General features: G+C 38.5%; 29 protein-coding genes and 2 tRNA genes. 10 read left to right on the top strand and 21 right to left on the bottom strand.

Going from position 1 to position 23327, the window contains the following annotated elements; all coding sequences use genetic code 11:
• Nucleotides 1-187: 187 nt before the first annotated feature.
• From ACE4RR_RS20725 to ACE4RR_RS20700, 6 genes are all read right to left on the bottom strand, one after another.
• The gene (locus ACE4RR_RS20725; protein WP_375537341.1) at nucleotides 188-1213 is read right to left on the bottom strand and encodes an ABC transporter permease; all 1026 of its coding nucleotides are present in this window, start codon (nucleotides 1211-1213) and stop codon (nucleotides 188-190) included.
• Entirely contained in the window at nucleotides 1203-2078 is an 876-nt protein-coding gene (locus ACE4RR_RS20720; RefSeq protein ID WP_375537340.1) for an ABC transporter ATP-binding protein, read from the bottom strand. The genes ACE4RR_RS20725 and ACE4RR_RS20720 overlap by 11 nt, the downstream gene beginning before the upstream one ends.
• Complete coding sequence (locus tag ACE4RR_RS20715) at nucleotides 2068-2466, bottom strand: GntR family transcriptional regulator (RefSeq protein WP_375537339.1); 399 nt, start codon at nucleotides 2464-2466, stop codon at nucleotides 2068-2070. Before ACE4RR_RS20715 ends, ACE4RR_RS20720 begins: the two co-directional genes overlap by 11 nt.
• 150 nt (nucleotides 2467-2616) lie before the next feature.
• A complete protein-coding gene (locus ACE4RR_RS20710) occupies nucleotides 2617-2769 on the bottom strand; it encodes an ATP-binding protein (RefSeq protein WP_375537338.1) in 153 nt (50 codons plus the stop codon).
• Between the two features lie 9 nt (nucleotides 2770-2778).
• Complete coding sequence (locus ACE4RR_RS20705) at nucleotides 2779-3765, bottom strand: PAS domain S-box protein (protein ID WP_375537337.1); 987 nt, start codon at nucleotides 3763-3765, stop codon at nucleotides 2779-2781.
• A gap of 156 nt (nucleotides 3766-3921) precedes the next feature.
• A complete protein-coding gene (locus ACE4RR_RS20700; protein WP_375537336.1) occupies nucleotides 3922-4071 on the bottom strand; it encodes a hypothetical protein in 150 nt (49 codons plus the stop codon).
• A gap of 224 nt (nucleotides 4072-4295) precedes the next feature.
• Between ACE4RR_RS20700 and ACE4RR_RS20695 the strand changes: the two genes are divergently transcribed.
• The 3 genes from ACE4RR_RS20695 (at nucleotide 4296) to ACE4RR_RS20685 (ending at nucleotide 6410) form a co-directional block, all read left to right on the top strand.
• Nucleotides 4296-4448, top strand: a complete 153-nt coding sequence (locus ACE4RR_RS20695; protein WP_375537335.1) for a hypothetical protein — start codon at nucleotides 4296-4298, stop codon at nucleotides 4446-4448.
• Between the two features lie 522 nt (nucleotides 4449-4970).
• Nucleotides 4971-5192 (top strand): hypothetical protein, encoded by a 222-nt coding sequence (locus ACE4RR_RS20690; protein ID WP_375537334.1) that lies wholly within the window; start codon nucleotides 4971-4973, stop codon nucleotides 5190-5192.
• A 135-nt stretch (nucleotides 5193-5327) separates the two neighbouring features.
• Complete coding sequence (locus ACE4RR_RS20685) at nucleotides 5328-6410, top strand: hypothetical protein (protein ID WP_375537333.1); 1083 nt, start codon at nucleotides 5328-5330, stop codon at nucleotides 6408-6410.
• Nucleotides 6411-7284: 874 nt separating this feature from the next.
• On the opposite strand, the gene ACE4RR_RS20680 is transcribed toward ACE4RR_RS20685, so the two are convergent.
• From ACE4RR_RS20680 to ACE4RR_RS20670, 3 genes are all read right to left on the bottom strand, one after another.
• Nucleotides 7285-8199, bottom strand: coding sequence for a hypothetical protein (locus ACE4RR_RS20680; protein WP_375537332.1), 915 nt, complete (start codon nucleotides 8197-8199; stop codon nucleotides 7285-7287).
• A gap of 54 nt (nucleotides 8200-8253) precedes the next feature.
• Nucleotides 8254-8580: a hypothetical protein gene (locus ACE4RR_RS20675; RefSeq protein ID WP_375537331.1), complete on the bottom strand. Its 327-nt coding sequence runs from the start codon at nucleotides 8578-8580 to the stop codon at nucleotides 8254-8256.
• Nucleotides 8581-8928: 348 nt separating this feature from the next.
• Nucleotides 8929-9003 (bottom strand) — tRNA-Ala (locus ACE4RR_RS20670).
• A gap of 331 nt (nucleotides 9004-9334) precedes the next feature.
• Between ACE4RR_RS20670 and ACE4RR_RS20665 the strand changes: the two genes are divergently transcribed.
• Nucleotides 9335-9556 carry a hypothetical protein gene (locus ACE4RR_RS20665; RefSeq protein ID WP_375537330.1) on the top strand — a complete coding sequence of 74 codons (222 nt, stop codon included), beginning with the start codon at nucleotides 9335-9337 and terminating at the stop codon, nucleotides 9554-9556.
• A 111-nt stretch (nucleotides 9557-9667) separates the two neighbouring features.
• On the opposite strand, the gene ACE4RR_RS20660 is transcribed toward ACE4RR_RS20665, so the two are convergent.
• Nucleotides 9668-11185, bottom strand: coding sequence for an HD domain-containing protein (locus ACE4RR_RS20660; RefSeq protein ID WP_375537329.1), 1518 nt, complete (start codon nucleotides 11183-11185; stop codon nucleotides 9668-9670).
• Between the two features lie 236 nt (nucleotides 11186-11421).
• On the opposite strand from ACE4RR_RS20660, the gene ACE4RR_RS20655 reads away from it, so the two are divergent.
• Entirely contained in the window at nucleotides 11422-12663 is a 1242-nt protein-coding gene (locus tag ACE4RR_RS20655) for a YopA family protein (RefSeq protein WP_375537328.1), read from the top strand.
• A gap of 56 nt (nucleotides 12664-12719) precedes the next feature.
• Here the strand turns inward: ACE4RR_RS20655 and ACE4RR_RS20650 are convergent.
• A tRNA-Ala gene (locus tag ACE4RR_RS20650) sits at nucleotides 12720-12794 on the bottom strand.
• A gap of 248 nt (nucleotides 12795-13042) precedes the next feature.
• Between ACE4RR_RS20650 and ACE4RR_RS20645 the strand changes: the two genes are divergently transcribed.
• On the top strand, nucleotides 13043-13165 hold the full coding sequence (locus tag ACE4RR_RS20645; protein WP_375537327.1) for a hypothetical protein: 123 nt from the start codon (nucleotides 13043-13045) through the stop codon (nucleotides 13163-13165).
• On the top strand, nucleotides 13162-13383 hold the full coding sequence (locus ACE4RR_RS20640; protein WP_375537326.1) for a general stress protein: 222 nt from the start codon (nucleotides 13162-13164) through the stop codon (nucleotides 13381-13383). Before ACE4RR_RS20645 ends, ACE4RR_RS20640 begins: the two co-directional genes overlap by 4 nt.
• A 31-nt stretch (nucleotides 13384-13414) precedes the next feature.
• Here the strand turns inward: ACE4RR_RS20640 and ACE4RR_RS20635 are convergent, their stop codons facing one another.
• From ACE4RR_RS20635 to ACE4RR_RS20625, 3 genes are all read right to left on the bottom strand, one after another.
• Entirely contained in the window at nucleotides 13415-13576 is a 162-nt protein-coding gene (locus ACE4RR_RS20635) for a hypothetical protein (RefSeq protein WP_375537325.1), read from the bottom strand.
• 119 nt (nucleotides 13577-13695) lie between these two features.
• The gene (locus ACE4RR_RS20630) at nucleotides 13696-14094 is read right to left on the bottom strand and encodes a YugN-like family protein (protein WP_375537324.1); all 399 of its coding nucleotides are present in this window, start codon (nucleotides 14092-14094) and stop codon (nucleotides 13696-13698) included.
• A gap of 300 nt (nucleotides 14095-14394) precedes the next feature.
• Nucleotides 14395-15750 carry a glucose-6-phosphate isomerase gene (locus tag ACE4RR_RS20625; protein ID WP_375537323.1) on the bottom strand — a complete coding sequence of 452 codons (1356 nt, stop codon included), beginning with the start codon at nucleotides 15748-15750 and terminating at the stop codon, nucleotides 14395-14397.
• 212 nt (nucleotides 15751-15962) lie between these two features.
• On the opposite strand from ACE4RR_RS20625, the gene ACE4RR_RS20620 reads away from it, so the two are divergent.
• A complete protein-coding gene (locus tag ACE4RR_RS20620) occupies nucleotides 15963-16190 on the top strand; it encodes a DUF378 domain-containing protein (RefSeq protein WP_375537322.1) in 228 nt (75 codons plus the stop codon).
• A gap of 80 nt (nucleotides 16191-16270) precedes the next feature.
• On the opposite strand, the gene yugI is transcribed toward ACE4RR_RS20620, so the two are convergent.
• Nucleotides 16271-16684 carry a S1 domain-containing post-transcriptional regulator GSP13 gene (yugI, locus tag ACE4RR_RS20615; RefSeq protein ID WP_375537321.1) on the bottom strand — a complete coding sequence of 138 codons (414 nt, stop codon included), beginning with the start codon at nucleotides 16682-16684 and terminating at the stop codon, nucleotides 16271-16273.
• Nucleotides 16685-16863: 179 nt separating this feature from the next.
• Here yugI and ACE4RR_RS20610 point away from each other — a divergent pair, with 179 nt between their 5' ends.
• Nucleotides 16864-18210 carry a sodium-dependent transporter gene (locus ACE4RR_RS20610; protein WP_375537320.1) on the top strand — a complete coding sequence of 449 codons (1347 nt, stop codon included), beginning with the start codon at nucleotides 16864-16866 and terminating at the stop codon, nucleotides 18208-18210.
• Nucleotides 18211-18454: 244 nt separating this feature from the next.
• On the opposite strand, the gene ACE4RR_RS20605 is transcribed toward ACE4RR_RS20610, so the two are convergent.
• A complete protein-coding gene (locus ACE4RR_RS20605; protein ID WP_375537319.1) occupies nucleotides 18455-19633 on the bottom strand; it encodes an aminotransferase in 1179 nt (392 codons plus the stop codon).
• On the bottom strand, nucleotides 19630-20127 hold the full coding sequence (locus ACE4RR_RS20600; protein WP_375537318.1) for an Lrp/AsnC family transcriptional regulator: 498 nt from the start codon (nucleotides 20125-20127) through the stop codon (nucleotides 19630-19632). Before ACE4RR_RS20600 ends, ACE4RR_RS20605 begins: the two co-directional genes overlap by 4 nt.
• A 168-nt stretch (nucleotides 20128-20295) precedes the next feature.
• Between ACE4RR_RS20600 and ACE4RR_RS20595 the strand changes: the two genes are divergently transcribed.
• On the top strand, nucleotides 20296-20910 hold the full coding sequence (locus ACE4RR_RS20595; protein ID WP_375537317.1) for a cysteine hydrolase family protein: 615 nt from the start codon (nucleotides 20296-20298) through the stop codon (nucleotides 20908-20910).
• Nucleotides 20911-21314: 404 nt separating this feature from the next.
• Here ACE4RR_RS20595 and ACE4RR_RS20590 read toward each other — a convergent pair whose 3' ends face one another.
• The 4 genes from ACE4RR_RS20590 to ACE4RR_RS20575 form a co-directional block, all read right to left on the bottom strand.
• A complete protein-coding gene (locus ACE4RR_RS20590) occupies nucleotides 21315-21785 on the bottom strand; it encodes an S-ribosylhomocysteine lyase (protein ID WP_375537316.1) in 471 nt (156 codons plus the stop codon).
• Nucleotides 21786-21857: 72 nt separating this feature from the next.
• Nucleotides 21858-22604: a glycerophosphodiester phosphodiesterase gene (locus ACE4RR_RS20585; protein ID WP_375537315.1), complete on the bottom strand. Its 747-nt coding sequence runs from the start codon at nucleotides 22602-22604 to the stop codon at nucleotides 21858-21860.
• An 88-nt stretch (nucleotides 22605-22692) separates the two neighbouring features.
• The gene (locus ACE4RR_RS20580; protein ID WP_375537314.1) at nucleotides 22693-23091 is read right to left on the bottom strand and encodes a hypothetical protein; all 399 of its coding nucleotides are present in this window, start codon (nucleotides 23089-23091) and stop codon (nucleotides 22693-22695) included.
• Nucleotides 23092-23231: 140 nt separating this feature from the next.
• The coding region (locus tag ACE4RR_RS20575) for an IS3 family transposase (protein ID WP_375536912.1) at nucleotides 23232-23327 on the bottom strand (96 nt) is incomplete at its 5' end.

Below are 23327 nucleotides of genomic sequence, written 5' to 3'. Positions count from 1 at the left end.
TTGTTGTTTATTCGGTATATTGTGTTTTTTTGCCAACAACCTATACCCCAACGAACCTTCTAGATACTCTTTCACCACGTTAAATTTAAAATCATCACTATATTTAGCCATATAAAAACACCCCAAACGTTAGTTTTTTACTCTAACTTTTAGGGTGCAGCACCACACCAAAGTATCCAGGCTTTTTTTATGCTGTTTTTGACTGGAGCGTTTTCATCTGCAGTACTTTCTTGATCACAAGATAGGAAAACAAAACGCCTGCACCCGCGCCAATCCAGTATGCTGCCAGCTGATAGATACTATGAATATTCGCAGCAATGCTTGAAGTGACAGCACCGCCTAATAAGCCAAAGCAGAGCGTCACCCCGATGATAAAGAATTCATGCAGCTGCTTGAACATTAAAAATTCTCCATTATGTTCATTCGATCCTCTCTCATACAGCCATCTCCCGGCCGCATAACTAATAACTGTCATCAGAAGAATAAGCCAAGCATATGGAAAAAGATTGTCATTATAAGGAGTTAACGCATTGATAGGCAGTGTTATTGTTATAATCCACTCAGGAGTGATGAAAATTTCGGAACCCCCATGTATGGAAAATAACGTTTGCAGTAAATTCCAGAAACCAGTCGGAAAAAATAAGAAAATAAACGTCAATACGATTTGAGAAATTAATTCTCCCGCTATCGTTCCTATAAATAAGGCAAAGCTAAAAATGGCCACTAATGTGATCAGAGTTTTTACGTAATTCTGCGCCACCGGGAATTCAGCCGTCACATGTGAGAATTCTGACCCGGCAATAAGGGCATAGGCAAGAAAATAACTGACGGTGTGACTGAGAATAAATACCACAGTGCCGATAAACCATTTATAAAAGTAGATAGTGGAGCGTTTGTACGGCAGTGACATGAGAAAATCATGCCTGCCGCTGTTTCGTTCTGCCCCAAGCAGTGCGGCCGCAAGCAATACCAGAATGACCATCTGCAGCACGATAAAGCCGCTTCCCTCGAACAGGCTTTGTAAGTCATACACGAAATTCTGTTCCATCTGCCTTTCTGTCAGCTGAAATGAATTGTCTTTAATTGTCGCGCGCCAATCCTCGAGCATTAAAATTGCGCTTCCTGGGAACTGCAGAAGACTGATAACGACTATTCCCCATAAAATAAGGGAAGTTTGTTTTATGTCCCTTTTTATTAACACTTTAGCTGACATTTTCTTTCCCTCCCAGCCTTGCAATAAAAATATCCTCTAGCGATAACGGCAGGGTGTCATATAGTAACGGTTTTGCTGCCAGCAGCCGCTGCTCCATCTCTTTAATATTTTTCTCCAGCAGCAGCACATACACACGGCCTGTTTGTTCGAGAATATGTACATATAATTCTAGATCCTCCGGAAGCTGCTCCGAAAACGCCACCTGTACTTTTTTATACTGACTTTTTAAATCATCCAGTACTATTTCCGTTGTGACGCTGCCGTTATCCAGAATAAGTAAGTGATCGGCAATTTTTTCAAGCTCATCAAGCCGATGGGACGCAATAATAATAGCTGTCTCGTGTTCTGCCGCTTCCTCAAGTATCATTTTTAAAATATCCTTTTTTACAATGACATCCAGCCCATCCGTCGGCTCATCAAGCAGAACATAGGAGGCGCGGGCGGAAAAAGCAAGTATTAAAGAAAATAATGCCCTTTTACCTTTGGAATAATTTTTTACCTTTTTTACTGATTCAAGTCTAAACCTATTCATCAGCTCATCATAATAATCCTTATCAAAACCTGGATAAATATCAGCATAAAGCTTCATCGCTTCTGAGGTAGAATATGACTTAATCGCTTCTGCGGAATCAGGAACATATACAATTTCCTGTTTCGCATCAGGATGGATTGATATGTTTCGCGCATTAATCTCCACTGCTCCTTCTGTTGGACGGTAAATATCGGTCATGATTTTCAGGAGAGTCGTCTTTCCTGCCCCGTTTCTTCCAATTACACCCGTGATGCTTCCCCTGCGCAGAGTAAAGGACACATTTTTAAGCACGTTTTTCTTATTAATTTGCTTTGTTACTTTTTCAATCCTCATGGGACTCTCCACCTCCCAGCTCTTTGTAATAGCGGTCAAGCCATTGTTTGTAAGTTTGTTTTGCTACATTTCCATAAATGGCATCAAGTACTGTTTCTTTCACTTTTTCCTGCACACGCCTTTTAGCTTCCTCTTGATTAGCAGCACGGAAGCTGTCAGAAATAAATGTCCCCTTTCCCCTCATCGTCACAAAAATACCCATGCCTTCCAGCTCTCTATATGCGCGGCTGACGGTATTCGGATTCACCATTAACTGCGAAGACATTTCACGGACAGAGGGCACCTTATCACCTGGAAGCGCCACCCCCAGAGCGACCTGTTCTTTTACTTTATGGATGATCTGTTCGTAAATTGGCCGGCTGCTCTTTGGATCAAGCACAATGTACACATTTTCAGCCTCCTTCCCTTTAAGTGTATTAATTCATTTAGTACACTTAGTACACTTAGTACACTTTTATGGTAAGGCATCATAGAAAATTTGGCAAGAAAAAAACGCCTGTCCGCACTCAATGTGTGAAACAAACGCTTTATCTGTTAGTTAGGACACCGGCAGGAGAACAGAAAACTGCGTTCCTTTTCCTACTTGACTGCTCACGGTAATTTTGCCGTGATGCTGCTCAATAATTTTATACGTTAACGTCAAACCAAGGCCGATACCTTTCTCCTTATTTGAATACAATGGCTCACCCAATCTGGAAATTCAATCCTCCGGCATACCGGTACCCTGGTCAAGAATATGAATACGGATAAATTCCTTTTGAGAAGTTGCTTTTATCTTTAATCGGCCGCCTTCTGGCATCGATTCGATTCCGTTTTCCATAATATTGTAAAAGGCTTGGGCCAACAGTGTTTCCTCACAACATATCTCTGGAAGTCCATCTGATATATATTCGATAAAAACTTTGTTTTTTATAGCGTGAGGCTCTAGCAGGCAAATCATTTTTTGTACGATGCCGTTAACATCTGCGAATTTCGTAGGTTTAACTTTAATTTTAGCCAGCAGTGAAATTTCATCGATAAACGATTCGATTTGATTGATTTCGTGTCCTATCACATCGAGATATTTGTAATTCGGGATCTCCTCTGTCTTCATTAGCTTTGTTAATCCTTTAAGAGAGGTTAATGGATTTCGTATTTCATGGGTGACTCCAGCAGCAATTTCTCCGATAGATAGCAATTTTTCAGCACGAAGCAATTTCTTTTCCGCTTCTTTTTGGGCGGTTACATCCCTTAAATGGACCGCCCAGTTGCAGACTTTGCCGGAATAATCCTGAATCGACGTGATAGAGAGCATCATATAGTGTGCTTTTCCTTCATTCTTAATACGTATAGTTTCAAGTAATGGACTCTCTGTCGTATCCCTCTCTCCTTTATTATTGACAATTTTTTGGTAATAAATTTTCATTTGATTAACTAGCTGAGGAGGGATCGGAGGGCACTTTACTATGTGATAACCTTCCAGATTATCTTTTCTCCAGTCGAGCAACTGGGAAAAAGCTTGATTTGCCAGTACAATCGTCGCCTCAAGATCTAATAAAAGTATCGGATCTCTATTATTTTCAATAAACGATTTGCATAGGTCTTTTGATGTCTGAAAAAGCGGTAAGTCCGCCGTGGGATCTACGGTCATATTTTTTATGTAAAGGGTAATGGCTGATACTTTCTCATCTAATACATTCGGAACCATGGTTAGTGTAACAGCTGTTTCTGGAAGCTGGTTTGATTTTATTTGAAAAGAATTGGTTTTTCCTTTTAAAGCCTGATAGAAATAGTAATGAAAAGTCTCCCTTTCTTCTTCTGCAGCAAATTGACCTATCCAGAGAGCTAGGTTTTCAACTGATCGTCAGGCAAAACCAAACATCGAAGCAGCCTTTTGATTCTCATATAACAGTTCTCCGTCAGTATTTAACATACAAATGGCATCTGAATGATTCCCAAATAATGTATCGAGAGTCCAAAACAAATTGTTATGCGAATCATGAGGATCTTTCATTTGGCCTTCTCCTTTACCAATTTATTGTTCAAGGCTGTTGACATTTATAATATTATTTTATATGCAATTATACAGAAAAGACAGAAAAATTATTGTCTAACATTGTATTATCTTTTTCTCATTTCTTACCTAAATGAATATAAGTATTCGTTTGATTTACTTCAAATGCTGCCTTACTATAAAATTAATTGGTCTACAAAAATTTTTCATTTAGGGGGAATATCATGAGTCTTGGTAAAATTCGCAGAATACTCTACCGGACGAGCCGAATACTGGGTGATGTAAATGCAGTTAAGCGCGGAACCATCGGGGAAAGACTTGCTAGACGGGCAGCCGGACGGACCACGGGCCGTCTGCTCAGAAAATTGTTTAAATAAAAGCGGAGGAGATACAACAAGCTTATTTTATGTTTTGATAAATGCTCATTGATTATTTGAAGCTTGGACCAATCCCCACAGGCAGCAGACATGCCCAGCTATGCTTCAGCTAATACTTTTAACTAATAAAATAACGCTGGGTGGAGGAGTTCCTCAAACCAGCGTTATTGCTTCATATGTATTAAACTTTGTTCAAAATATGGTGGAGCCAAGGGGGCTCGAACCCCTGACCTTTTGGCTGCCAGCCAAACGCTCTCCCTTTAATTTCACGACCAAATTACTAATATTTTCCAATTTACCTAGAAATTAACATACTATTTTCTTCTTTCAAAGTGATATAAAAAGTTGCTAGCTTTATTGTTATTTTTCGTTCCCAATAAAATGATTTCACTTTAAAAGCACATAAAGTCCAGTAACTTGCAAAATCATCCTTATATAGTAGGGTTTTAATTATTTATCCTAATATTCAGAATTATTAGTGTATAATTCAGATATTAAATAATCGAAAGGTGGTATCTATCCATGCGGATAAAAGAAATTTATTATGACCACGAAAAAAAAGGGTACTGTGTAGTCAAGGAAGATATATTTCGAACGAAGCTCTTTGAAGTGCATGTGTTTTACCCTGCTCCTTCGAATTTAAAGTTTGAGGAAGTTGAAAAGTTATTTACTGAACAAATTAACGAGGAACTTTTACCAGTATTAAAACAAGAATACCTTCAACAAATTTTTAAAGATAATTGACAGTCCCTTCTGGGCTATGCGATGGTAATAATTGAAAGTTTAGCCCCTTAGTCGAATCTATGCGTTTTTATTTAGAGGAGAACTTAATCCATATATTGACCACGTCTATAAAATATAATAAGCTCCACTACCCTAGTGGCTGTATGTGAAATTTTAACAGAAGGAGGTGATATAATTATCAAGGTTGCTGAATATTCAAATGGTGATTATGTAATAAAAGATAGAATAGATAAAGAAAAAGCACATGAGATAAAAAAAGCTATAGCTGATGTAAATTCAATGCATGTCGAATTAGAAATTATTAAACCCTTAACCAAAGCCTATACTTCATTTGTAGATTGGGACACATTAGATCTTTTTGAAGTTGAATTGCGAGTAAGTGACTTTTTATTTAAAGTGGTTAGCTTTGTCGATCGTTGGAACAGTTATTTAAAAAGAGAAAATAATGATAATACGCATCTTTTTAATTTATTCAACAAAAAATTATCTGAAATCTATGATAATAATATTGAATACAGAATTGTATATAATTTAAGAAATTTGAGCTATCACACACATATCCCCCCTTTTACAGATGCTGTCCAGTCGTTATATGGAGAGTCTAAATTACTATTAAACGTTAATTTTTTTATTGATAACCATAAAAAAATGCAAGGCAGTTTTAGAACTGAATTAAAAAATGATTATCTCAGAACTGATTTAAGAATAGACTTAGCTATTAAAAAAACTTATTCCGAATTAGTTAAGTTAAATGACTTAATAATAAATAATATTTTAGACGATAGGCGCCCTAAAGGTCTTCTTAAATCAGCTTTTGAAATATTAAAATTTTACAATCAATACAATGAAAAAGACGAGGCTGAGATTATATTAACTAATTTTGATCCATCTAGTGGTCCACCATATGAGATGGATCAAATAATGCTTCCCTACAATTATGCTAGGTTTATTTCTTCTTCTTTTTCTTTTAATATTAAATTAGAAGGTGAAATAGTTGGTATATCACCAACACTGCCCTTTATAAAAGACGGTGAAATTTTTACTGGGAGACAAAAAGTTACTTATGACGAAATTGATTTAATTAGAGTCCTACAAAGTAAGTCATATTCAAAAAATAAATATTTTGCTGCTTATTTTGTTGATGGCTTAAGAGATGAAGATTATTTACTCAAATTAAAATCAGCTAAAGAATGCTCAAAACAATTTATGAACGGGTAATCTGTATAATATTAGGAATATGAATGCCGATATGCTTACAAATTGCTCAAGTGGAAAACAAATGAATGACTTATGGACATACCTCTTGGGTTTTTTCCCGGTCTGAACTAAGCTCTTTTTCACAAACGACAGATGTTTATTAAATTTTTATAAAGGAGAAGATAATTATATCAGGCGATTCAAGAGTAATAGGTACGACTAAAACATTTATAAAAAAAGACAATTCTTACCATGTGGTTAATGAGGTAGATGGTTACGGCTTTGTTGAAAGTTTTGCCCTTTCTTTAATTGATTCAAATCAAAAACCATTAGGGTATGATGAATATGTAGTTGAAAGTGTAAGTATTGCTAACAACCATGCTTATTTAATTTTTAAAGAACAATAATTCAACAGGGGCTTGCGTTTGTAAGTCCCTGTAATTTAATTATATATTTATTAACGAATGAATAACCATAAACTTGGGATATGCAAATTTAGAAGGATACATATCATTAATTGCTTTTGTCGGGATTGGCTCATCACGGCAGAAGAACCAAGCTTTGTTGATTGCCATTGACTGTAACGTCCGATTCTGTATTAGAGAATATAAATTAACAGTAAAATAAATCGTAAACGTGTGCGTACAGCGTATATAAGAGCAGCAAAAAGGGGGCTGTATCAAAAGCCCCTTTTTATAGAAAAAGTAGTGACCTAAATAGAAGACAGCAGGGGACAAGTCCGAAGACTCCCGTGGGAAGAGCAGCGGCTGAAGATCCGCCGGGCGCGGGTTTCGCCCGGTTAGCTGAAGCGCTGCCCACCGAAAGCGAAGGACTTGTCCCCTGCTTTTTTAACCATGCAAAAGGGGCAAGTATCATTTATGATACAGCCCCCCTTTTAATATAAGTCAAGCATTTTTTCAGTTGATTCTTCTACTTTTGTATTTCCATTCTCAATATATAACATTGCTTCTTGCAGAGCTAAGGCATCATAATTATCTATTCCTGTGGTAATACGTTCAATAGATTTTTCGTATTCGTCCATTGCTTCAAGATAGAGAGTGTGAACGTCCTTTAATTCTTCTGGCGCTTCTATGTCCCTTGCGTCATCTATTAGCATCTGTATTTCTGCTAAAATCACCGCCGTATTAATCATCCAGTCATCAGAGAAATCAACAGAATACATTTGATCGGAAAGACGATAAAATACGTCACTAAAACGGGTAGTATGATCAGACATTTCAGAAATATATGCTGCTTTTTCTTCTTCCTTTTTCTTCTCCGCTTTTTTCTTTTCCTGTTTCTTGGCCTCTTCCGCCTCTTTTTTCTTTTTCTCTTCTTTCTTCTTGGCCTTTTCTGCTGCCTTTTTCTTCTCTTTTTCTTCCTGAGCTGCTTTTTCAGCCTCTTCTTTTTTCTTTTGCTCTTTTGCTTTTGCCTTCTCTTCTTCTTTCTTCTCTTCTTCTTTCTTCTCTTTCTCTTTCTCTTTCTCTTTCTCTTTTTCTTTCGCTTCTTTTTCAGCTTTCTTCTGCTCTTCGTTCTCTTTCTTCTCTTGCTCTTTCGCTTTTTCTTTTTCTTCCTGAGCCGCTTTTTCTTCTTCCTTCTTCTTCTGTTCCGCTGCTGCCTTTTCTTCCTTCTCCTGCTCGTCTGCTGCTTCTGCCTGCTCTTCTTCTGCCACGGTATCCCCTGTGGTTTCTGATGAATCTAACGTTCCAAATAGAGCCGAGCAGCCCACGATAACAAACATAAAAATAAAACTCATCCCCAAGCACCCAAGGCAGCTTTTCAAAGACCATTTTCCATTTTCATTTTTCATCGTTGTTTTCTCCTTTTATCGTACACGTATACGACATTTACAAAAGCCCCCTTTTTATTCTTGTAAAGCCTCCATTACTTCTCCGGCCCTATTTTCTGCCTCATCAAACAAAAATGCCGCATTATCAAAATGATTCATTGAAATTTCTATTCTTGGTAAAGATTTTTTTATTTCATTTTGCCAATCTTGATCATAATTCTGTTCAACCATGGTTAAGGGTATGTTTTCCGACATGATAGAAAATTCGTGATTTATTTCCTCAATAATATTTATTACTTTTCCATAATATTCTGCATCTAGCTTGTCATTAGAAAAGCTATTCCAGAGCATGACACATATAAAACCGATACTTCCAAAAGTAATGATCTGTTTTTTATTCATTGAGCCCCCCTATACTCTTTTTATAAGCTTCTTTATTATATTTCAGAGACTTACACAAAACAATTACTTTTTATGAATATTTTTCCATAAACTTTGCCCGCTGCGATTCCCTGTAGTAAGAACTTTCATTATTTATAACTACGTATTTCATTTATTCAGGGTATGGGCGGCGTCACATTGGCGCTCCAGCTACGATGTGATTTAAAAATGTCGTTATTTGAAATGTATTACCTCCATCAGATTCTAAGTAGTCTCTAACAATTCAAGTTTGTATAGAAAGCTTTAATGTAAATTAAAAACGACACTGCATCTCGTTTACACGAAATACAATGTCGTTGATGTTATGTATGGTGGAGCGTGGGGGATTCGAACCCCCGACCTCTTCGCTGCCAGCGAAGCATTCTCCCGCTGAACTAACGCCCCATTAGAAATATATTACATATTTGGGTTGGAAAATACTGGGTAGTGCATTCAATATAAACGCTCTCCCCTTTAATTTCACAACCAATTTCCACAATATTCCAATATTATCGGAATTTATTTTCTTCTTTCAAAGCGATTAATCAGTGTATTTAAAGAGAAGCTAGCTTTGTTATTTTTCGTTCCCAATAAAATGATTTCATTTTAAAAGCACATAAAGTCCAGTAACTTGCAAAATCATCCTTATAAAGTAGGGTTTTAATTATTTATCCTAATATTCAGAATTATTAGTGTATAATTCAGTTATTAAATAATCGAAAGGTGGTATTTAGCCATGAGGATAAAAGAAATTTATTATGACCACGAAAAAAAAGGGTACTGTGTAGTCAAGGAAGATATATTTCGAACGAAGCTCTTTGAAGTGCATGTGTTTTACCCTGCCCCTTCGAATTTACAATTTGAGGAAGTTGAAAAGTTATTTAATGAGCAATTTAACGAGGAACTTTTACCAGTATTAAAACAAGAATACCTCAAACAATTATTTAAAGATAATTAAAAGTGCAATTATAGGAAAGTCATTTTCTTTCCTATAAAACTATAAAAAAATTTCGTCTGACTCTTATGTTTATAAGAGTCAGACTTCGTATCTTGGCTATCCTCTAAAACCTTAATGTAATTCCTTTTTTACTTTTCGGAAAGTCTCCTTACTTTCCGTATCGTTAGAATCCACTTGCAAATAGATTCTCCCGACCATAAATTTCTTAGATAAAGCTTGAAATATAATTGAATCTTCAACCCAACCGTTTTCTTGTCCAATCTGATAATTCTCATCTTCATCTTTTATTAATAAGACAGCCTTCTCCCCTATATCTTTAACTGGATTTGTATTTATTATATTCACACCAAGATATGGTTCTAGAATAGGAAATTGCTCCAATATTAAATCCTTAGCTTTATAGATAGACTTTTCCATGATATCTCCATGTTCTCCCTCATCTTTCGATGGATATTTTTCAAGCACTCTTTTCCATAGTTTTCTGTTCAATAAATTTTCCATCGTCTCCGCATTAAGTTTATTAATTTTTTCTAAATCTTCCTTAATTAATTTTAAGAAATATTCGTCTGAAAGTTTCAGATACATTTTTCTTAAATCATTAGGATCTTTAAATTTTAAAAATTCTAGACTTCTAGTATCTCTTGTTGCGTGCTTCAACATAGTATTACAGGCTTGATTTGTTTTATGGTAATAAACTTGTATATAAAGTTCATACCTTGCTTGCAGAAAATTCTCAATAGCTGGAAGCCCGCTTTTTTTTATTCCCAACCTGACCTTTTTTTGTGATGTGTCTATAAATGGCAATAATGACTTTAATAATCTGTTTAAATCGTATGTGCCATATTTAACACCTGTAAAATAACTATCTCTTAATAAGTAATCCATTCTATCACAATCTAATGGAGCTCCAGCTACGATGTGATTTAAAAATGTCGTTATTTGAAATGTATAACCTTCATCAAATTCTATAGTAGTCTCTAACAATTCAAGTTTGTCGTTCATTATAGTTAAAATCTTTTTTATTCGATCATTACTTATTCCAATTTCTATTAGAACAATTAATGAAAAATAATAAGATACATATTCATGCTCCACCTTTTTTTCCATTTGTTCTATATGAATTTTTTCAAATGCATCTGTAAGTTTTTTCCCTAGATTTTCGCCATCTTTTAAAAGACTTTCATCTTTTTTAATTAAATTTATAAAATCTCTATTTTTAGGAGCAAATTTATCAAATAAGTGAGACATAGGTCCGTGCCCTATATCATGTAATAAGGCAGCAATACGTAAATTTAAAAAAGTTTCTTCAAAATTATCTAATTGTTCCATTCTTAAGATATTGTCATTATCTTTTAAATCATATTTCTCTCTTTTTTGTTTTAACGTATTAGCATTATGAAAAGCATTTAAGAACATCTCACTTGCTAAATGCATTACACCTATAGAATGCTCAAACCTAGTGTGATTTGCTGAAGGAAAGACGTAGTACAGAAAAGTATTTTGTTTAATTTTTCTAAGTCTATTAAACAATTCATGAGAAATAACTTCCATTTCTTCTTCAGACATTCTAATTAATCCATGGATGGGATCTAATATACTTTTGTTTAGCTTATCAGTAATATATACCATTTAAAATACTCCCCTCTTTATTTAAAATCTTTTACTAGTGATTCTCTATAAAAAATGAAAAACCTTTAATATTTGTTATATTATTACAAATATTTTGAATAATCCCTCAAAATATATAATCACAAATTTTTAAATCTCAACTATTATTATTAAAATAAGAAATGTAGAATGATATAAAGTTAAGTTTTTAACATTTGTAGGTTAATTATTTTCTATATTGTGTGGGGTTAAATTCTATGAAAAATTCTTTATATACAGAATTAATTAAAGAAGATATATATAATATTTATAACGACGAAGTTACATTTATAAGTAATCAGGAAAGTGTTTCTACCTTCGCAAATATTAAGTTACAAACTTCACCTTACCCAGAAATAATAATGTATTCTAAGCACACATTCCCTTTAAAAGGAAACATTGAGCTGTTTTCAACAAATTATGAAATCAAAACAAAGAAAAATCATCATATATATGAAAGAGGCTCAGAAATCCATTATGTAAATGAGAATTATGATGAAATTCAAGAATTTACACTCTATTTAAATGAAATATCTTCAAACCACACTATGGTTGATAGAGTCATATTTTTTATAATGAATTGTAGTCATATTGGATTAACCTATCTTAAGCAAACAGAATATCACTTTGAACATGATGATTGGATAATTGATTTTGAATTTAGACCTGATAAAAATATTGAGACACACTATGATGATCTAAAAAGAAATAGATCATTTGACATTACTCACATAGGGTCTATTTCAAAAAAAAATAATAAAAGCTTTATGACGTATGAAATTGAAGAAGTAGTATCAAAAATAGAATGGTACTTATCTTTTTGTAGTGCACAAAAAGTATTCATTCCCATTCAATTTGGTTATAAAAATAATGCTAAAAATTGGGAGAATTACATAATTAAAGAGAGTCATATTTATCCTTTCCAATTCAATTACGGATGGGTTCCAATAGGAGCTATCAATGATTTCAATATTTTTTTTTCACAAGTGTCCCAAAAATTAAGTGATGAGTTATGGAGAGATGTTCTAGAGGTTGTGCTAGAATGGTATCTCACATTAAATATGGATGGAATGATGGAAAATAAAATCATTTCAATTCATATCGCTTTAGAACAGATAGCTTGGAATTATCTTGTAATCCAAGAACAAATATTAGATAGAGAGGCTTACAATAAACTACGTGCAACAGATATTCTTAGACTCTTATTCTACCAATTAAATATATCTAGGAATATTAGAGGAAATTTTATAGACCATACGATAATAAAAAAATATAACAACGATGGTGTATATATGTTTGTAGATTGTAGAAACAATCTCATCCATCCACAGAAAAAAAATGATATCTTTAAATCAAAAGACTCGAAATTTATTGTTTATTCACAAGGAGTTTATTTTCTAGAAAGAGCAATTACAAAACTTTGTGGTTATAAGGGTAAATATAAAAAGCTTATAATGTAAATAAAAACGACACTGTTTCTCGTATACACGAAAAACAATGTCGTTAATGTTATGTATGGTGGAGCGTGGGGGATTCGAACCCCCGACCTCTTCGCTGCCAGCGAAGCATTCTCCCGCTGAACTAACGCCCCATTAAAAATATAGTACATATTTGGGTTTAAAAATACTGGGTAGTGTATTCAATATAAACGCTCTCCCAGCTGAGCTATGGCCCCGACTTTAGAAAATTTTTAACTCGACAATAAATATTATATAACGGCAGCTTCCTAAATATCAAGAGGAAAATTTAATTACCCCAGAGAATGCATTTAACCAAGTTTCCCACATTAGTTTACTCGATTTCCTTAAAGGGTAATTTTTCAAAAGGAGGCGATTGAAGATGACACCAAAATATAAACTATTCCACAATGATGAAACGTTAAGTGAATCGATAGATCATCTCCGTGAGGAAGGTGTTCGAGATGAAGATATTTTCATCCCGCCCACGACAATGATCATGTGAGACGCACAAAAAAGAAAACAGATGCCAACAAGGTCGGAGTAAAAGTAACAGGTATAGGAACTGCAACGAAGAACATTTTCAGAGGCAAAAGCGATAAGCTGGTCTCAAAAATGAAAGAAATCGGCTTTGATCAATCGAAAGCACAAAAACTCGAAGAAGAACTAGACAAAGGAAAAACATTATTAATTGTCACCAATCAGGATAAGGTCGAATTTTAATCAGGTTAGACACAATCGTTTCGATTACCAGCTATGTAAACAATAAATCGAGCAGAAACCATCCCATCCCTCCGACAATCCCGGCAATGAGGGATTCAGCCGCTTTTTCCTTCCGGAGCCGTTTTTCCTTTGTGACATCCATTACAATCCAGCCGATAAAAATAGCAATACCGAAAATAATCGCCTGTACCAAGTTAAATCTCCCCTACACCTTCGTTTTTGATCTCTACAAACAATAGCAGAGGGTGGTAAAAACAGCAACCTCCAGGGATGCTGTTTTTTTAGGCTCCTAAGACCTCCGGAAATCACTGCTCAATGAAGCAGTGTTTCTTCTAATTCCTTGTTTAACCGCTTCCCCATATCGATATATTTCTGTGGAATTTCTGCATCCTTATCCTCCGGCTCGGCAAATTGGTCCACCAGGGAATGTGAGGTTGTAACTTCTTCGTCAATTCCATCCTCATATTTATGGGTCAGTAAAAACGGGCAGCCGAGTTCTACTTTGACTCCTTTTTGTTCGAGTTCTCCATCGATTGCTTTAAAGGGAATCCGAAAAAAATGATACTCTCCTTCATTTGCCATGCGATAATCAAAGCTGCCATGGTCATAATCCCAGCCACTGCCAATAACGTAACCGAGCGGCTTCAGCTTTTTCTCAAGATCATACAGTACAAATTGATGATTTTCGACGCGCGATTGCACCTGCTTCATTTCGCTGTCACTCCTTCAGACAGTATTTTTCTTACCTTTCCCTGTCGTCAGGAAAAAATGCAGCAGGCTCGTTATTGTGTTCATTCCATGGCACTCTGTGGCCAACATCGACGCTAGCACGTCCGGTGCGTCGCAGGAATAGTTTGAGGAAAAGGACTCCGCAGGCAGTGTCAGCTTGTTGAGGAGGATGAGACCAAGCCACGCGGAAAGCGTCCGCCTGCAGTGATGAAAACAACTAAATCTAAGCTTTCTTGTCATTTTAAAAAACTGCCCTGGCAGTGCAGGGCAGAGGTTCAATCATTACTTATTTAACCGGGTTTCTAAGGCAATCTTTCGTTCCTCAAAGCCAGGCTTGCCAAGCAGGGCGAACATGTTTTTCTTATATGCCTCAACGCCCGGCTGGTCAAATGGATTTACTCCGAGCATGTAGCCGCTGATGGCGCATGCTTTTTCAAAGAAATACACAAGGTAACCAAAATAATACTCGTTCATTTCTGGAATATTAATAATTAGATTCGGAACATTGCCGTCGGTGTGGGCAAGAAGAGTACCTTCAAATGCTTTTTTATTTACAAAGTCCATCGTCTCGCCGGATAAATAATTTAAGCCGTCCAAATCACTGTCTGCTTCTTTCATTATAATGTCCTTACCGGAATGCTCGACTTGAAGTACGGTTTCAAACAAATGACGGCGCCCTTCCTGGACATACTGACCCATTGAATGAAGGTCTGTTGAAAAATCAACGGATGCCGGAAACAAGCCTTTCCCGTCTTTCCCTTCGCTTTCTCCAAACAGCTGCTTCCACCATTCAGAAACAAAGTGAAGCCGCGGCTCATAATTCACAAGCAGTTCAATCGCTTTTCCTTTTTGATAAAGGGCATAGCGAAGAGCAGCGTATTGATAGGCATTGTTTTCCGAAAGATTATCGTTTGCGAGCTCGTTCATGGCATCAGCAGCACCAGCCATCATTTGTTTAATATTAATGCCAGCTGCAGCAATCGGGAGCAGTCCGACCGCGGTTAACACAGAATAGCGGCCGCCGACGTCATCTGGTACGACAAACGTTTCATATCCTTCCTCATCCGCAAGCGTCTTTAAAGCGCCCTTTGCTTTGTCAGTTGTTGCATAAATCCGGGAAGCTGCTTGTTCTTTGCCATATTTATTTTCAAGATACTCGCGAAAGATCCGGAATGCGAGCGCTGGTTCTGTTGTAGTACCGGATTTTGAAATCACATTGATGGATACGTCCTTGCCCTCCAGCATATCCATTAAATCATGAATATAAGATTGGCTGATTTGATGGCCGGCAAAGTAAACCTCTGGTCCGCCGCGCCATTCTTTACTGAGTTGGTTGCGGAAGGAGTGGCTCAGGCCTTTAATGGCAGCCTTGGCACCAAGATAAGAGCCGCCTATGCCGATGACAATCAGTACATCGGAATCACTGCGGATTTTCTCAGCAGCTTTTTCAATCCGCTCAAATTCTTCTTTATCATAATTATCTGGTAAATCAACCCATCCGAGAAAATCACTGCCAGCACCTGTTTTCTCATGCAGTGCCTGATGTGCTGCTTTAACAGCGGGCTGAAGCTGGTTGATCTCCTCTGCACTAATAAATGATCCGGCATTGCTGTAATCTAATTTTATTGCTTTAGGCATTTGATCTCCTCCAAAATATGTCTTCTCTTTCAAATGTAAAGAAGCCTGTACGGCAAATCAAGTTTTTTCTGTGTGAAATCGGATACATTGGAACATTTAAAAAAAATTGTATAAAGAAGGCTTTTTTATTACATCATAAAGGTACGAGCGAAAAAGGCGCTTTTTCATGCATATATATTATTATCTTTGTTTTGAAGGGGGGTGAACGCTTTATGAACGGATTACAGCGGACAGCTCTTGTCCTGGCTATCATTGGAGCTATAAACTGGGGTTTAATTGGATTTTTTGGATTTGACCTCATCGCAGCTATCTTTGGAAGTCAGGCCGCAGCAATGTCACGGGTTATTTACGCGATTGTAGGTATCGCCGGACTTTATTGTATTTCTATCTTAATGAAGCCCGATGAGGAAATGGAACGCAGCCCCGAGCCGCAGAGGTAATAGCAGCGCAAGTGCTTATACGAAAAAAAGGCCTGTCGTGGAAGCAGCAGTTTCCAGGCAAGCCTTTTTATATAACATGATTATTTGCGGATTCGCTTGTTCAAATCTGCTTGAATTTCGTTGGATTGCTTCAGCCAATCCTTTAGTTTATCTTCAAGAGTATTGAATCCTTGATTTTTTTGATTATCAGTGCGGTTTCCGCCTTTTGGGGCTCCTCCGCTGCGCGGACGGCTTTTTCCTTCCGGAGCAGGCTCGGTGTCACGGATAGATAGAGAAATTTTCCCGGAATCCGCATCAATGGATTTGATTTTCACCTTTACTTGATCTCCTACGGTAAGTGCATCATTAATGTCTTTTACATACCCATGAGCGACTTCGGATATATGAACGAGTCCTTGTTTATTTTCATCAAGAGCTACAAACGCTCCAAAGGGTTTAATACCTGTAACTTTTCCTTCTACTATGCTGCCAACTTCATACTGCTGTACTGACATCAAAACATCTCCTAACTATCTTATTAACCAATAAATTATAACACAATTTAATTCCAGCCGCAATTTCCATAACTTTTCAGTTCAAAGCTGACATTTTTTTCTTCCATTACGCTTGACAAGCTTCTTTTAATTTCGATATGGTTAAAAAATGTTTAGAAGAGACTTGAAAGGAGTTTATTATGAATAATACACGAGATCAGTGGTCCTCCAGACTCGGTTTTATTTTAGCCGCTGCTGGTTCTGCGATCGGTCTTGGCGCTGTCTGGAAGCTTCCCTATGTTACTGGAACGAGCGGTGGAGGGGCATTTTTTCTAATATTTTTATTTTTTACATTAGTTCTCGGCACCTCATTATTACTGGCGGAATTTGCTGTTGGCCGAAAAACACAGAAGCCGCCGGTGGAAGCATATAAGGAGCTTGCTCCCGGAACTGCCTGGCACTGGCTTGGCATTCTTGGCATTATCTCTTCCTGTTTAATCCTATCTTTTTACGCCGTTGTAGGAGGATGGATTATTACTTATTTTGTTAGAAGTCTTTCCGGGTCCCTTACAGATCCTGCGAGCGGGAACCATGAGGATTTGTTTGGTTCGATAATTTCTAATCCCTGGGAAGTAGGCATTTCTCACCTTGCCTTTATCATTGTAACTATTATCGTTGTGCAGGGAGGTATTCAAAAGGGTATTGAACGGGCAAGCAGTATTATGATGCCTGCATTGTTTCTTATTTTTCTGATTCTTGTCATCCGCTCTCTTACTCTTGATGGAGCGATGGAAGGCGTAACATTCTTTCTTCAGCCGGATTTCAGTGCAGTGAGCGGTGACACAATTTTATTTGCGCTCGGCCAGGCGTTCTTTTCTTTAAGTCTCGGCGTTTCCATCATGGTTACGTACAGCTCTTATTTGAGCAAAAAAGATAATTTAGTCCGCTCCGCATCCTCTATCGTCGGATTAAGTATTCTTATCGCACTGCTTTCTGGCCTTGCCATTTTTCCCGGGGTATTTGCCTTTGGTCTGGAGCCGAACGAGGGACCGAGCCTGATTTTCACAGTATTGCCGGCAGTATTTAGTGAAATGGCCTTTGGAGCTGTATTTTTGTCGTTGTTTTTACTGCTGTTACTTTTCGCAACCTTAACCTCAGCATTTTCATTATTAGAAATTGTGGTATCTTCAGTTGCAGGAAACAGCCCAGGACGCAGAAAAGCAGCTGCCTGGATAGCGGGTATCAGCATTTTCATTCTCGGCATCCCATCCAACCTATCATTCGGACTGCTTTCTGAGTGGCTCCTGTTTGATAAAATCTTCTTTGATCAGATAGATTATCTCGTTTCTAATATACTTCTTCCTCTCGGAGCCCTTCTCATTTCAATATTTGTCCCGCTCAAAATGAACAGGGCGGAGCTGCAGGACGAATTGCTGAGAGGATCATCACTTGGCACCAGCTTTTTCAACACATGGTTCTTTATCATACGCTTTGTAACTCCCGTTGCGATAATTTTCGCCTTTCTCGATGTTTTAGGAATTTGGTAGGATTTTTTACAATGTAGGATTATCTTTATGTTTGAAGGGGTATGAGAAGGATAGCCCGCTTCTTGCTGCGAGCAAGTAGAGGGAAATAGCAAATTTTTCTTCTCCCCCTCAGCCGTTGTTTATTTTTCACTTCTCCCCCTTAACACAGTGATAATAAAGAGAAACGGCAAAACCGCGCCTGCTGAATGCAGACGCGGTTTTTTTTACTTACAGCTTATGAGTCCGGCTGAATGCCAGAAATTTCTTACTTATTACGCTCAATAAATGCTCCCATTTTCTCCACCGCGAGCTGAAGCGAATCCATTGATGTTGCATAGGAACAACGAACGTGTCCTTCTCCACCTGCTCCGAATACGTTTCCGGGAACTACAGCTACCCGCTCCTCCTTCAGCAGATTTTCTGCATACGCTTCCGAGGACATGCCAGTCTGTTCAATCGAGGGGAAAGCGTAGAACGCTCCTCCCGGAAGATGGCAGGAAAGTCCAATTTCACTGAAGGCCTTTACGATAAAATTACGGCGCTGCCGGTAGCTCGTTACCATTCGGTCAACGTCCTCCCGTCCGTGCTGCAGTGCTTCAAGCGCTCCAAATTGTGCAGGGGTGGACGCGCACATCATCGTGTACTGGTGAATCTTCAGCATCGCTGCAGTGATATCCGGCGGGGCACAAACATAACCAAGCCTCCAGCCCGTCATCGCAAACGCTTTTGAGAAGCCGGAGATGAGCACGGTTCTATCTCTCATTCCCTGCAGGCGTGAAAAGCTATAGTGCTTTTCATCATAGCTCAATTCAGCATAAATTTCATCAGAAAGCACAAGCAGATCCTGTTCTTCAACGACTTCGGCTACAGCAGCAAGTTCTTCTCTATTCATCACTGTTCCTGTAGGATTGTTGGGAAAACACAGCATAACTGCCTTCGTTTTGGGAGTGACTGCCTGTTCGAGCTCTTCTTTTGTAAGTTTAAACCCATTTTTCTTTTTTGTTCCGATCGGTACCGGCACCCCTCCGGCAAGTGAGATGACCGGCGCATACGATACAAAGCTCGGCTCAATCACGATCACTTCTTCTCCAGGATTTACGAGAGAGCGGATGGCGATATCTATTGCTTCACTCGCCCCGGCGGTGACAATTATCTCTGCTTCCGGATCATATGGAGTGCTGAACTGTTCATATAAGTACGTGGAAATCTCGTAACGGAGCTCAGGCAGCCCTGCATTCGCCGTATAGGCCGTGAATCCACGCTCCATCGAAGATATACTTGCTTCCCTTACGTTCCAGGGAGTGACAAAATCCGGTTCTCCAACCCCCAGGGAGATGACATTTTCCATCGTGGACGCCATGTCAAAAAAACGGCGTATGCCCGATGGTTTAATGCTTTGCACCGCATGTGACAACCGCTGCTGCTTAATCGATGAGATCGTCATGGAGACACCACGATTCGTTTGTCATCCTTCTCTTCTTCTTCAAAAATAACACCATCATGCTTATATGTCTTTAATTGAAAATGCGTCGTCGTGGAAATGACGGACTCCAGTGTGGAAAGTTTGTCAGAAACAAATCTGGCAATTTCAGACATAGTCTGACCTTCTATTACAACAGAAAGATCGTAGGCACCGGACATCAAATATAGAGCTTTCACTTCCGGGAAACGATATATCCTGCCTGCCACTTCATCAAAGCCTACGCCGCGCTGGGGCGTCACTTTAACGTCAATCATGGCGGTAACACCTTCACGGTCGTGAACCTTGCTCCAGTCTACGACTGCTGCATAGCTGAGAATCACCTTTTTTTCTTCCAATTTATTTAATACCTTTCGGACTTCCGCTTCATGCAGATCTACCATCTTTGCAATCGTTGCGGTGTCCAGTCTGGCATTTTCCTCGATAATTTTTAAGACTTCCAGTTCCTTTTCGTCCATCTCGCTGACTCCTTTCCCTGCGCCTGCCTTCCATGAAGAAGCACTAATGCTTAGTTACCGTTTATCATATCATATTAAAGATTTTATGCGGAGGTATAATTTCATATTTATTTTCTTTCAAAAAGGGTACATTATTACGAGACTATCAATAGATTGGCGGTTGGTACTATGACAGAACAAGATACTCCACATATTGGAGCAAAGGCAAGCGCAGCCCTTCTTATAATAGATATGATCAATGATATGGAATTTGAAGATAGTGAGAAGCTTTACCCGCAGGCGTATGAGGCAGCTCAGCATGTACAAGCATTAAAGAAAACTGCCAAATCCGCAGAAGTGCCGGTTATTTACGTCAACGATAACTATGGCCGCTGGCAGAGCGATTTCCGTGAATTGGTTGCCCACTGTAAAAGTGATGTAAAAGGCAGACCGATCACGGAAATGATTGAGCCTGATGAAGACGATTATTTTGTGTTAAAACCGCAATTTTCTGCTTTCTTTGCAACCCCGCTTGACCTGCTGCTTGATTATCTGGAGGTAAAAACATTAATTATCACCGGTGTCGCAGGAAATATGTGTATTCACTTTACTGCTAATGATGCTTATATGCGTGATTATAAGCTTCTTATTCCCGGCGACTGCACTGCTTCGAATTCTGTAGAGGACAATGAGCATGCCTTAAAGCTGATGAGCCATGTTTTGAAAGCTGACACCAGCCCTTCCACCTCTTATGATATGAAAACTATTCTTGATGAAGCACGGACGTATTATGAGAGTAATTAATACTTTAGTGAAACGTGACAGAGGTCCATGATGTCCGCCGTCCCTTTGTAAAGTGGGGATTTTAACAAAATAACCGTTCTCCTTTCCGCATCCAGCATCCCTGGGCCAGATCACCTGCGATTTTCTAAGAAAAACCGGGTAAATACTTCAATTGAAGAACGGATGGCCGCGACTCCAGGTCGATTAAAACCGGCCACGTCCTGTGGCCAACATCGACACTAGCACGTCCTGTGCGTCGTGGGAATAGTTTGAGGGAACGACGCCTTAGGCAGCGTCAGATGTCGAGATGCTGAGACCAAGCCCCTCGGAAAGCGTCCGCCTGCAGGGATGAAATCAACATATTCTTTCAAAAAAACCTGCTTCAGGCTCATCCCCGCAGCAGGTTCTTATAATTACTGATAAAATTAAAATATTTCCTTCAACTGCTCCTTGTCCTGATCGAGCCAGTAATTCATCCACTTCTTGGCGCCTTCTAAATTATGAAGCTTCGCCTGTCCGCACTGAGTTTCATTTGCGGCCGGCACTTCTTCAAGCGTAAGAGAATACTGCATCGTCTTTTCAAGGATATCAATAATTTCTGACACCTCTGGTTCTCCGTTCATAATCAAATAAAAACCAGTCTGGCAGCCCATCGGGGAAAGATCAATGACTTCAAAATGATCATAAGCCTCCGCGTAGTGGCGAATATTCAATGCAAGCAGGTGCTCCAGTGTGTGAATCACCGGCGGCTGCAGGTTCTGTTTATTCGGCTGGCAGAAACGAATGTCAAATTTATTTACAATTCCGTCTGTACCTACTTTTTGTACTCCGGCATGTCTGACGTAAGGAGCTTTCACAATTGTATGATCGAGTTCAAAGCTTTCAACTCTTGCCATTATTACACTTCCTTTCTATACTTTCGTTACTTTTGATGATACATGCTAAGGGCTCTTTTGACAACGAAGGCGTCAGGACTCTCCATCAGACGTTTGAGCGGCCTGCCGGGCACGTTCGATATCGTCTGTAAAAATACCATCAGCCCCATGACTACGCAGTTCTTTCATTTTATCCTCTTTATTTACTGTCCAAATATAGACCGGATAGCCTTTTTTCTGTAAACGAGAAATAAAGTCTTTTTTGGCAATTCGATAATGGGGACAGACTGCATCGGCCCTCGTTTGTTTTAAACGTTTGTCCGGGTAAGAATCGTTTTGAAAAGAAAAGCCGGGGGCACCTTTCATAAAGAGTGATTTGCCGACTACTAATCCGGTTTGAATAGCCGGCTCTTCCTTTTTCACCTTTGTGATAATATTGTCTTCAAATGATGATAAAATGACATCCTCTAAAGGAAAGGATTTTCTCAGCGTTTCAATAACGACCTTTTCCAGCCCAGGCTCCTTCATTTCAATGTTCAGGGGGATAACCTCTGCACAAAGCGTAAGCACTTCTGTAAGAAGCGGCGGCTTCCATCCGTAAGTAATTGTTTGATTTTTCCATTCAGCATAAGTCATTTTACGGATCAGCTTACCGTTCCAGTCTGGATCATGAGAACAGATCAGCTTTCCATCCTTTGTCATCCTTACATCCGTTTCTATCATATCTGCCCCGAGCTGAATTGAATTAGTAAATGCTTCCAGCGTGTTTTCCCTGATGCCGCGGCCTGTGGACCCGCGGTGAGCAATTAATTGCATTTTCCCGTTGCGCACCTTTTTCATGATGTTTCGCTCCTAAAATCTACATTCTATTTATTAATAATGATTATGTACTCGTACCCTTTCCATCTAAACTAAAACGTACCATTTCCTATTTTTCACCTGCATCCCTCATTACATGCCCATACTTAAAGGTCATAATAGTGAATGCCGTAAAACAGAGCAGCAGGACACTTCCTCCCACAATATAAAATACAAGGACAAATATAGAATCAGGCATCCCATTGTAGAGCCACATTCCGGAAGTAAGGCCGATTGAACCAATTAATGCGGATCCAACATGAACTTTAGCGAGCTTAGAAGCAGCAGGAATCGGTACAGTACGGTAGAATACGGCAAAAGCAAAAAGAGACAGCCAGCCCACCACTAAAATATGAGCATGTATCGGCCTCAGCGCATATGATCCTGCTCCAGCCATGTGAGAGCCCATAAAAATTCCAATTAAGGCATAAATCGCTGCCGTGCGCATTAAAAATACAGTTCTGTTCAACCCGTTTCCCCCTCTTCCTTCCAAATAGTTTTCAATATAAATTTTACACATAATTGCCCGTCATTCATAATGATATCATTGTAGATGTTCAAACAAAAAGAGCCCGGCAGGGTAGTGAACCCCAAAAGTTAGAGTTTTTATTATGCAGCTGATTGGCTGGTTTGAGTTCGGTATTGTACCGGACTCAAACCGGCCAGTTTTTCTTTTATTCTTTCGTGATTATAGTAATCCATGTA

Origin of the sequence: Alteribacillus sp. HJP-4, assembly GCF_042139015.1 — a bacterium.
Taxonomy (GTDB): Bacteria; Bacillota; Bacilli; order Bacillales; family Marinococcaceae; genus JBHIKY01.
The sequence above is the reverse complement of the archived record's forward strand: the minus strand, read 5'-3'. Positions and strand labels throughout refer to the sequence as shown.

What these genes read in the sequence shown, in the direction of transcription:
- ACE4RR_RS20725 (WP_375537341.1), bottom strand. Translation starts at nt 1,213, where the DNA reads ATGTCAGCTAAAGTGTTAATAAAAAGGGACATAAAACAAACTTCCCTT.
- ACE4RR_RS20720 (WP_375537340.1), bottom strand. Translation starts at nt 2,078, where the DNA reads ATGAGGATTGAAAAAGTAACAAAGCAAATTAATAAGAAAAACGTGCTT.
- ACE4RR_RS20705 (WP_375537337.1), bottom strand. Translation starts at nt 3,765, where the DNA reads ATGGTTCCGAATGTATTAGATGAGAAAGTATCAGCCATTACCCTTTAC.
- ACE4RR_RS20700 (WP_375537336.1), bottom strand. Translation starts at nt 4,071, where the DNA reads ATGAAAGATCCTCATGATTCGCATAACAATTTGTTTTGGACTCTCGAT.
- ACE4RR_RS20695 (WP_375537335.1), top strand. Translation starts at nt 4,296, where the DNA reads ATGAGTCTTGGTAAAATTCGCAGAATACTCTACCGGACGAGCCGAATA.
- ACE4RR_RS20690 (WP_375537334.1), top strand. Translation starts at nt 4,971, where the DNA reads ATGCGGATAAAAGAAATTTATTATGACCACGAAAAAAAAGGGTACTGT.
- ACE4RR_RS20680 (WP_375537332.1), bottom strand. Translation starts at nt 8,199, where the DNA reads ATGAAAAATGAAAATGGAAAATGGTCTTTGAAAAGCTGCCTTGGGTGC.
- ACE4RR_RS20675 (WP_375537331.1), bottom strand. Translation starts at nt 8,580, where the DNA reads ATGAATAAAAAACAGATCATTACTTTTGGAAGTATCGGTTTTATATGT.
- ACE4RR_RS20665 (WP_375537330.1), top strand. Translation starts at nt 9,335, where the DNA reads ATGAGGATAAAAGAAATTTATTATGACCACGAAAAAAAAGGGTACTGT.
- ACE4RR_RS20660 (WP_375537329.1), bottom strand. Translation starts at nt 11,185, where the DNA reads ATGGTATATATTACTGATAAGCTAAACAAAAGTATATTAGATCCCATC.
- ACE4RR_RS20655 (WP_375537328.1), top strand. Translation starts at nt 11,422, where the DNA reads ATGAAAAATTCTTTATATACAGAATTAATTAAAGAAGATATATATAAT.
- ACE4RR_RS20645 (WP_375537327.1), top strand. Translation starts at nt 13,043, where the DNA reads ATGACACCAAAATATAAACTATTCCACAATGATGAAACGTTAAGTGAA.
- ACE4RR_RS20630 (WP_375537324.1), bottom strand. Translation starts at nt 14,094, where the DNA reads ATGAAGCAGGTGCAATCGCGCGTCGAAAATCATCAATTTGTACTGTAT.
- ACE4RR_RS20625 (WP_375537323.1), bottom strand. Translation starts at nt 15,750, where the DNA reads ATGCCTAAAGCAATAAAATTAGATTACAGCAATGCCGGATCATTTATT.
- ACE4RR_RS20620 (WP_375537322.1), top strand. Translation starts at nt 15,963, where the DNA reads ATGAACGGATTACAGCGGACAGCTCTTGTCCTGGCTATCATTGGAGCT.
- yugI (WP_375537321.1), bottom strand. Translation starts at nt 16,684, where the DNA reads ATGTCAGTACAGCAGTATGAAGTTGGCAGCATAGTAGAAGGAAAAGTT.
- ACE4RR_RS20610 (WP_375537320.1), top strand. Translation starts at nt 16,864, where the DNA reads ATGAATAATACACGAGATCAGTGGTCCTCCAGACTCGGTTTTATTTTA.
- ACE4RR_RS20605 (WP_375537319.1), bottom strand. Translation starts at nt 19,633, where the DNA reads ATGACGATCTCATCGATTAAGCAGCAGCGGTTGTCACATGCGGTGCAA.
- ACE4RR_RS20600 (WP_375537318.1), bottom strand. Translation starts at nt 20,127, where the DNA reads ATGGACGAAAAGGAACTGGAAGTCTTAAAAATTATCGAGGAAAATGCC.
- ACE4RR_RS20595 (WP_375537317.1), top strand. Translation starts at nt 20,296, where the DNA reads ATGACAGAACAAGATACTCCACATATTGGAGCAAAGGCAAGCGCAGCC.
- ACE4RR_RS20590 (WP_375537316.1), bottom strand. Translation starts at nt 21,785, where the DNA reads ATGGCAAGAGTTGAAAGCTTTGAACTCGATCATACAATTGTGAAAGCT.
- ACE4RR_RS20585 (WP_375537315.1), bottom strand. Translation starts at nt 22,604, where the DNA reads ATGAAAAAGGTGCGCAACGGGAAAATGCAATTAATTGCTCACCGCGGG.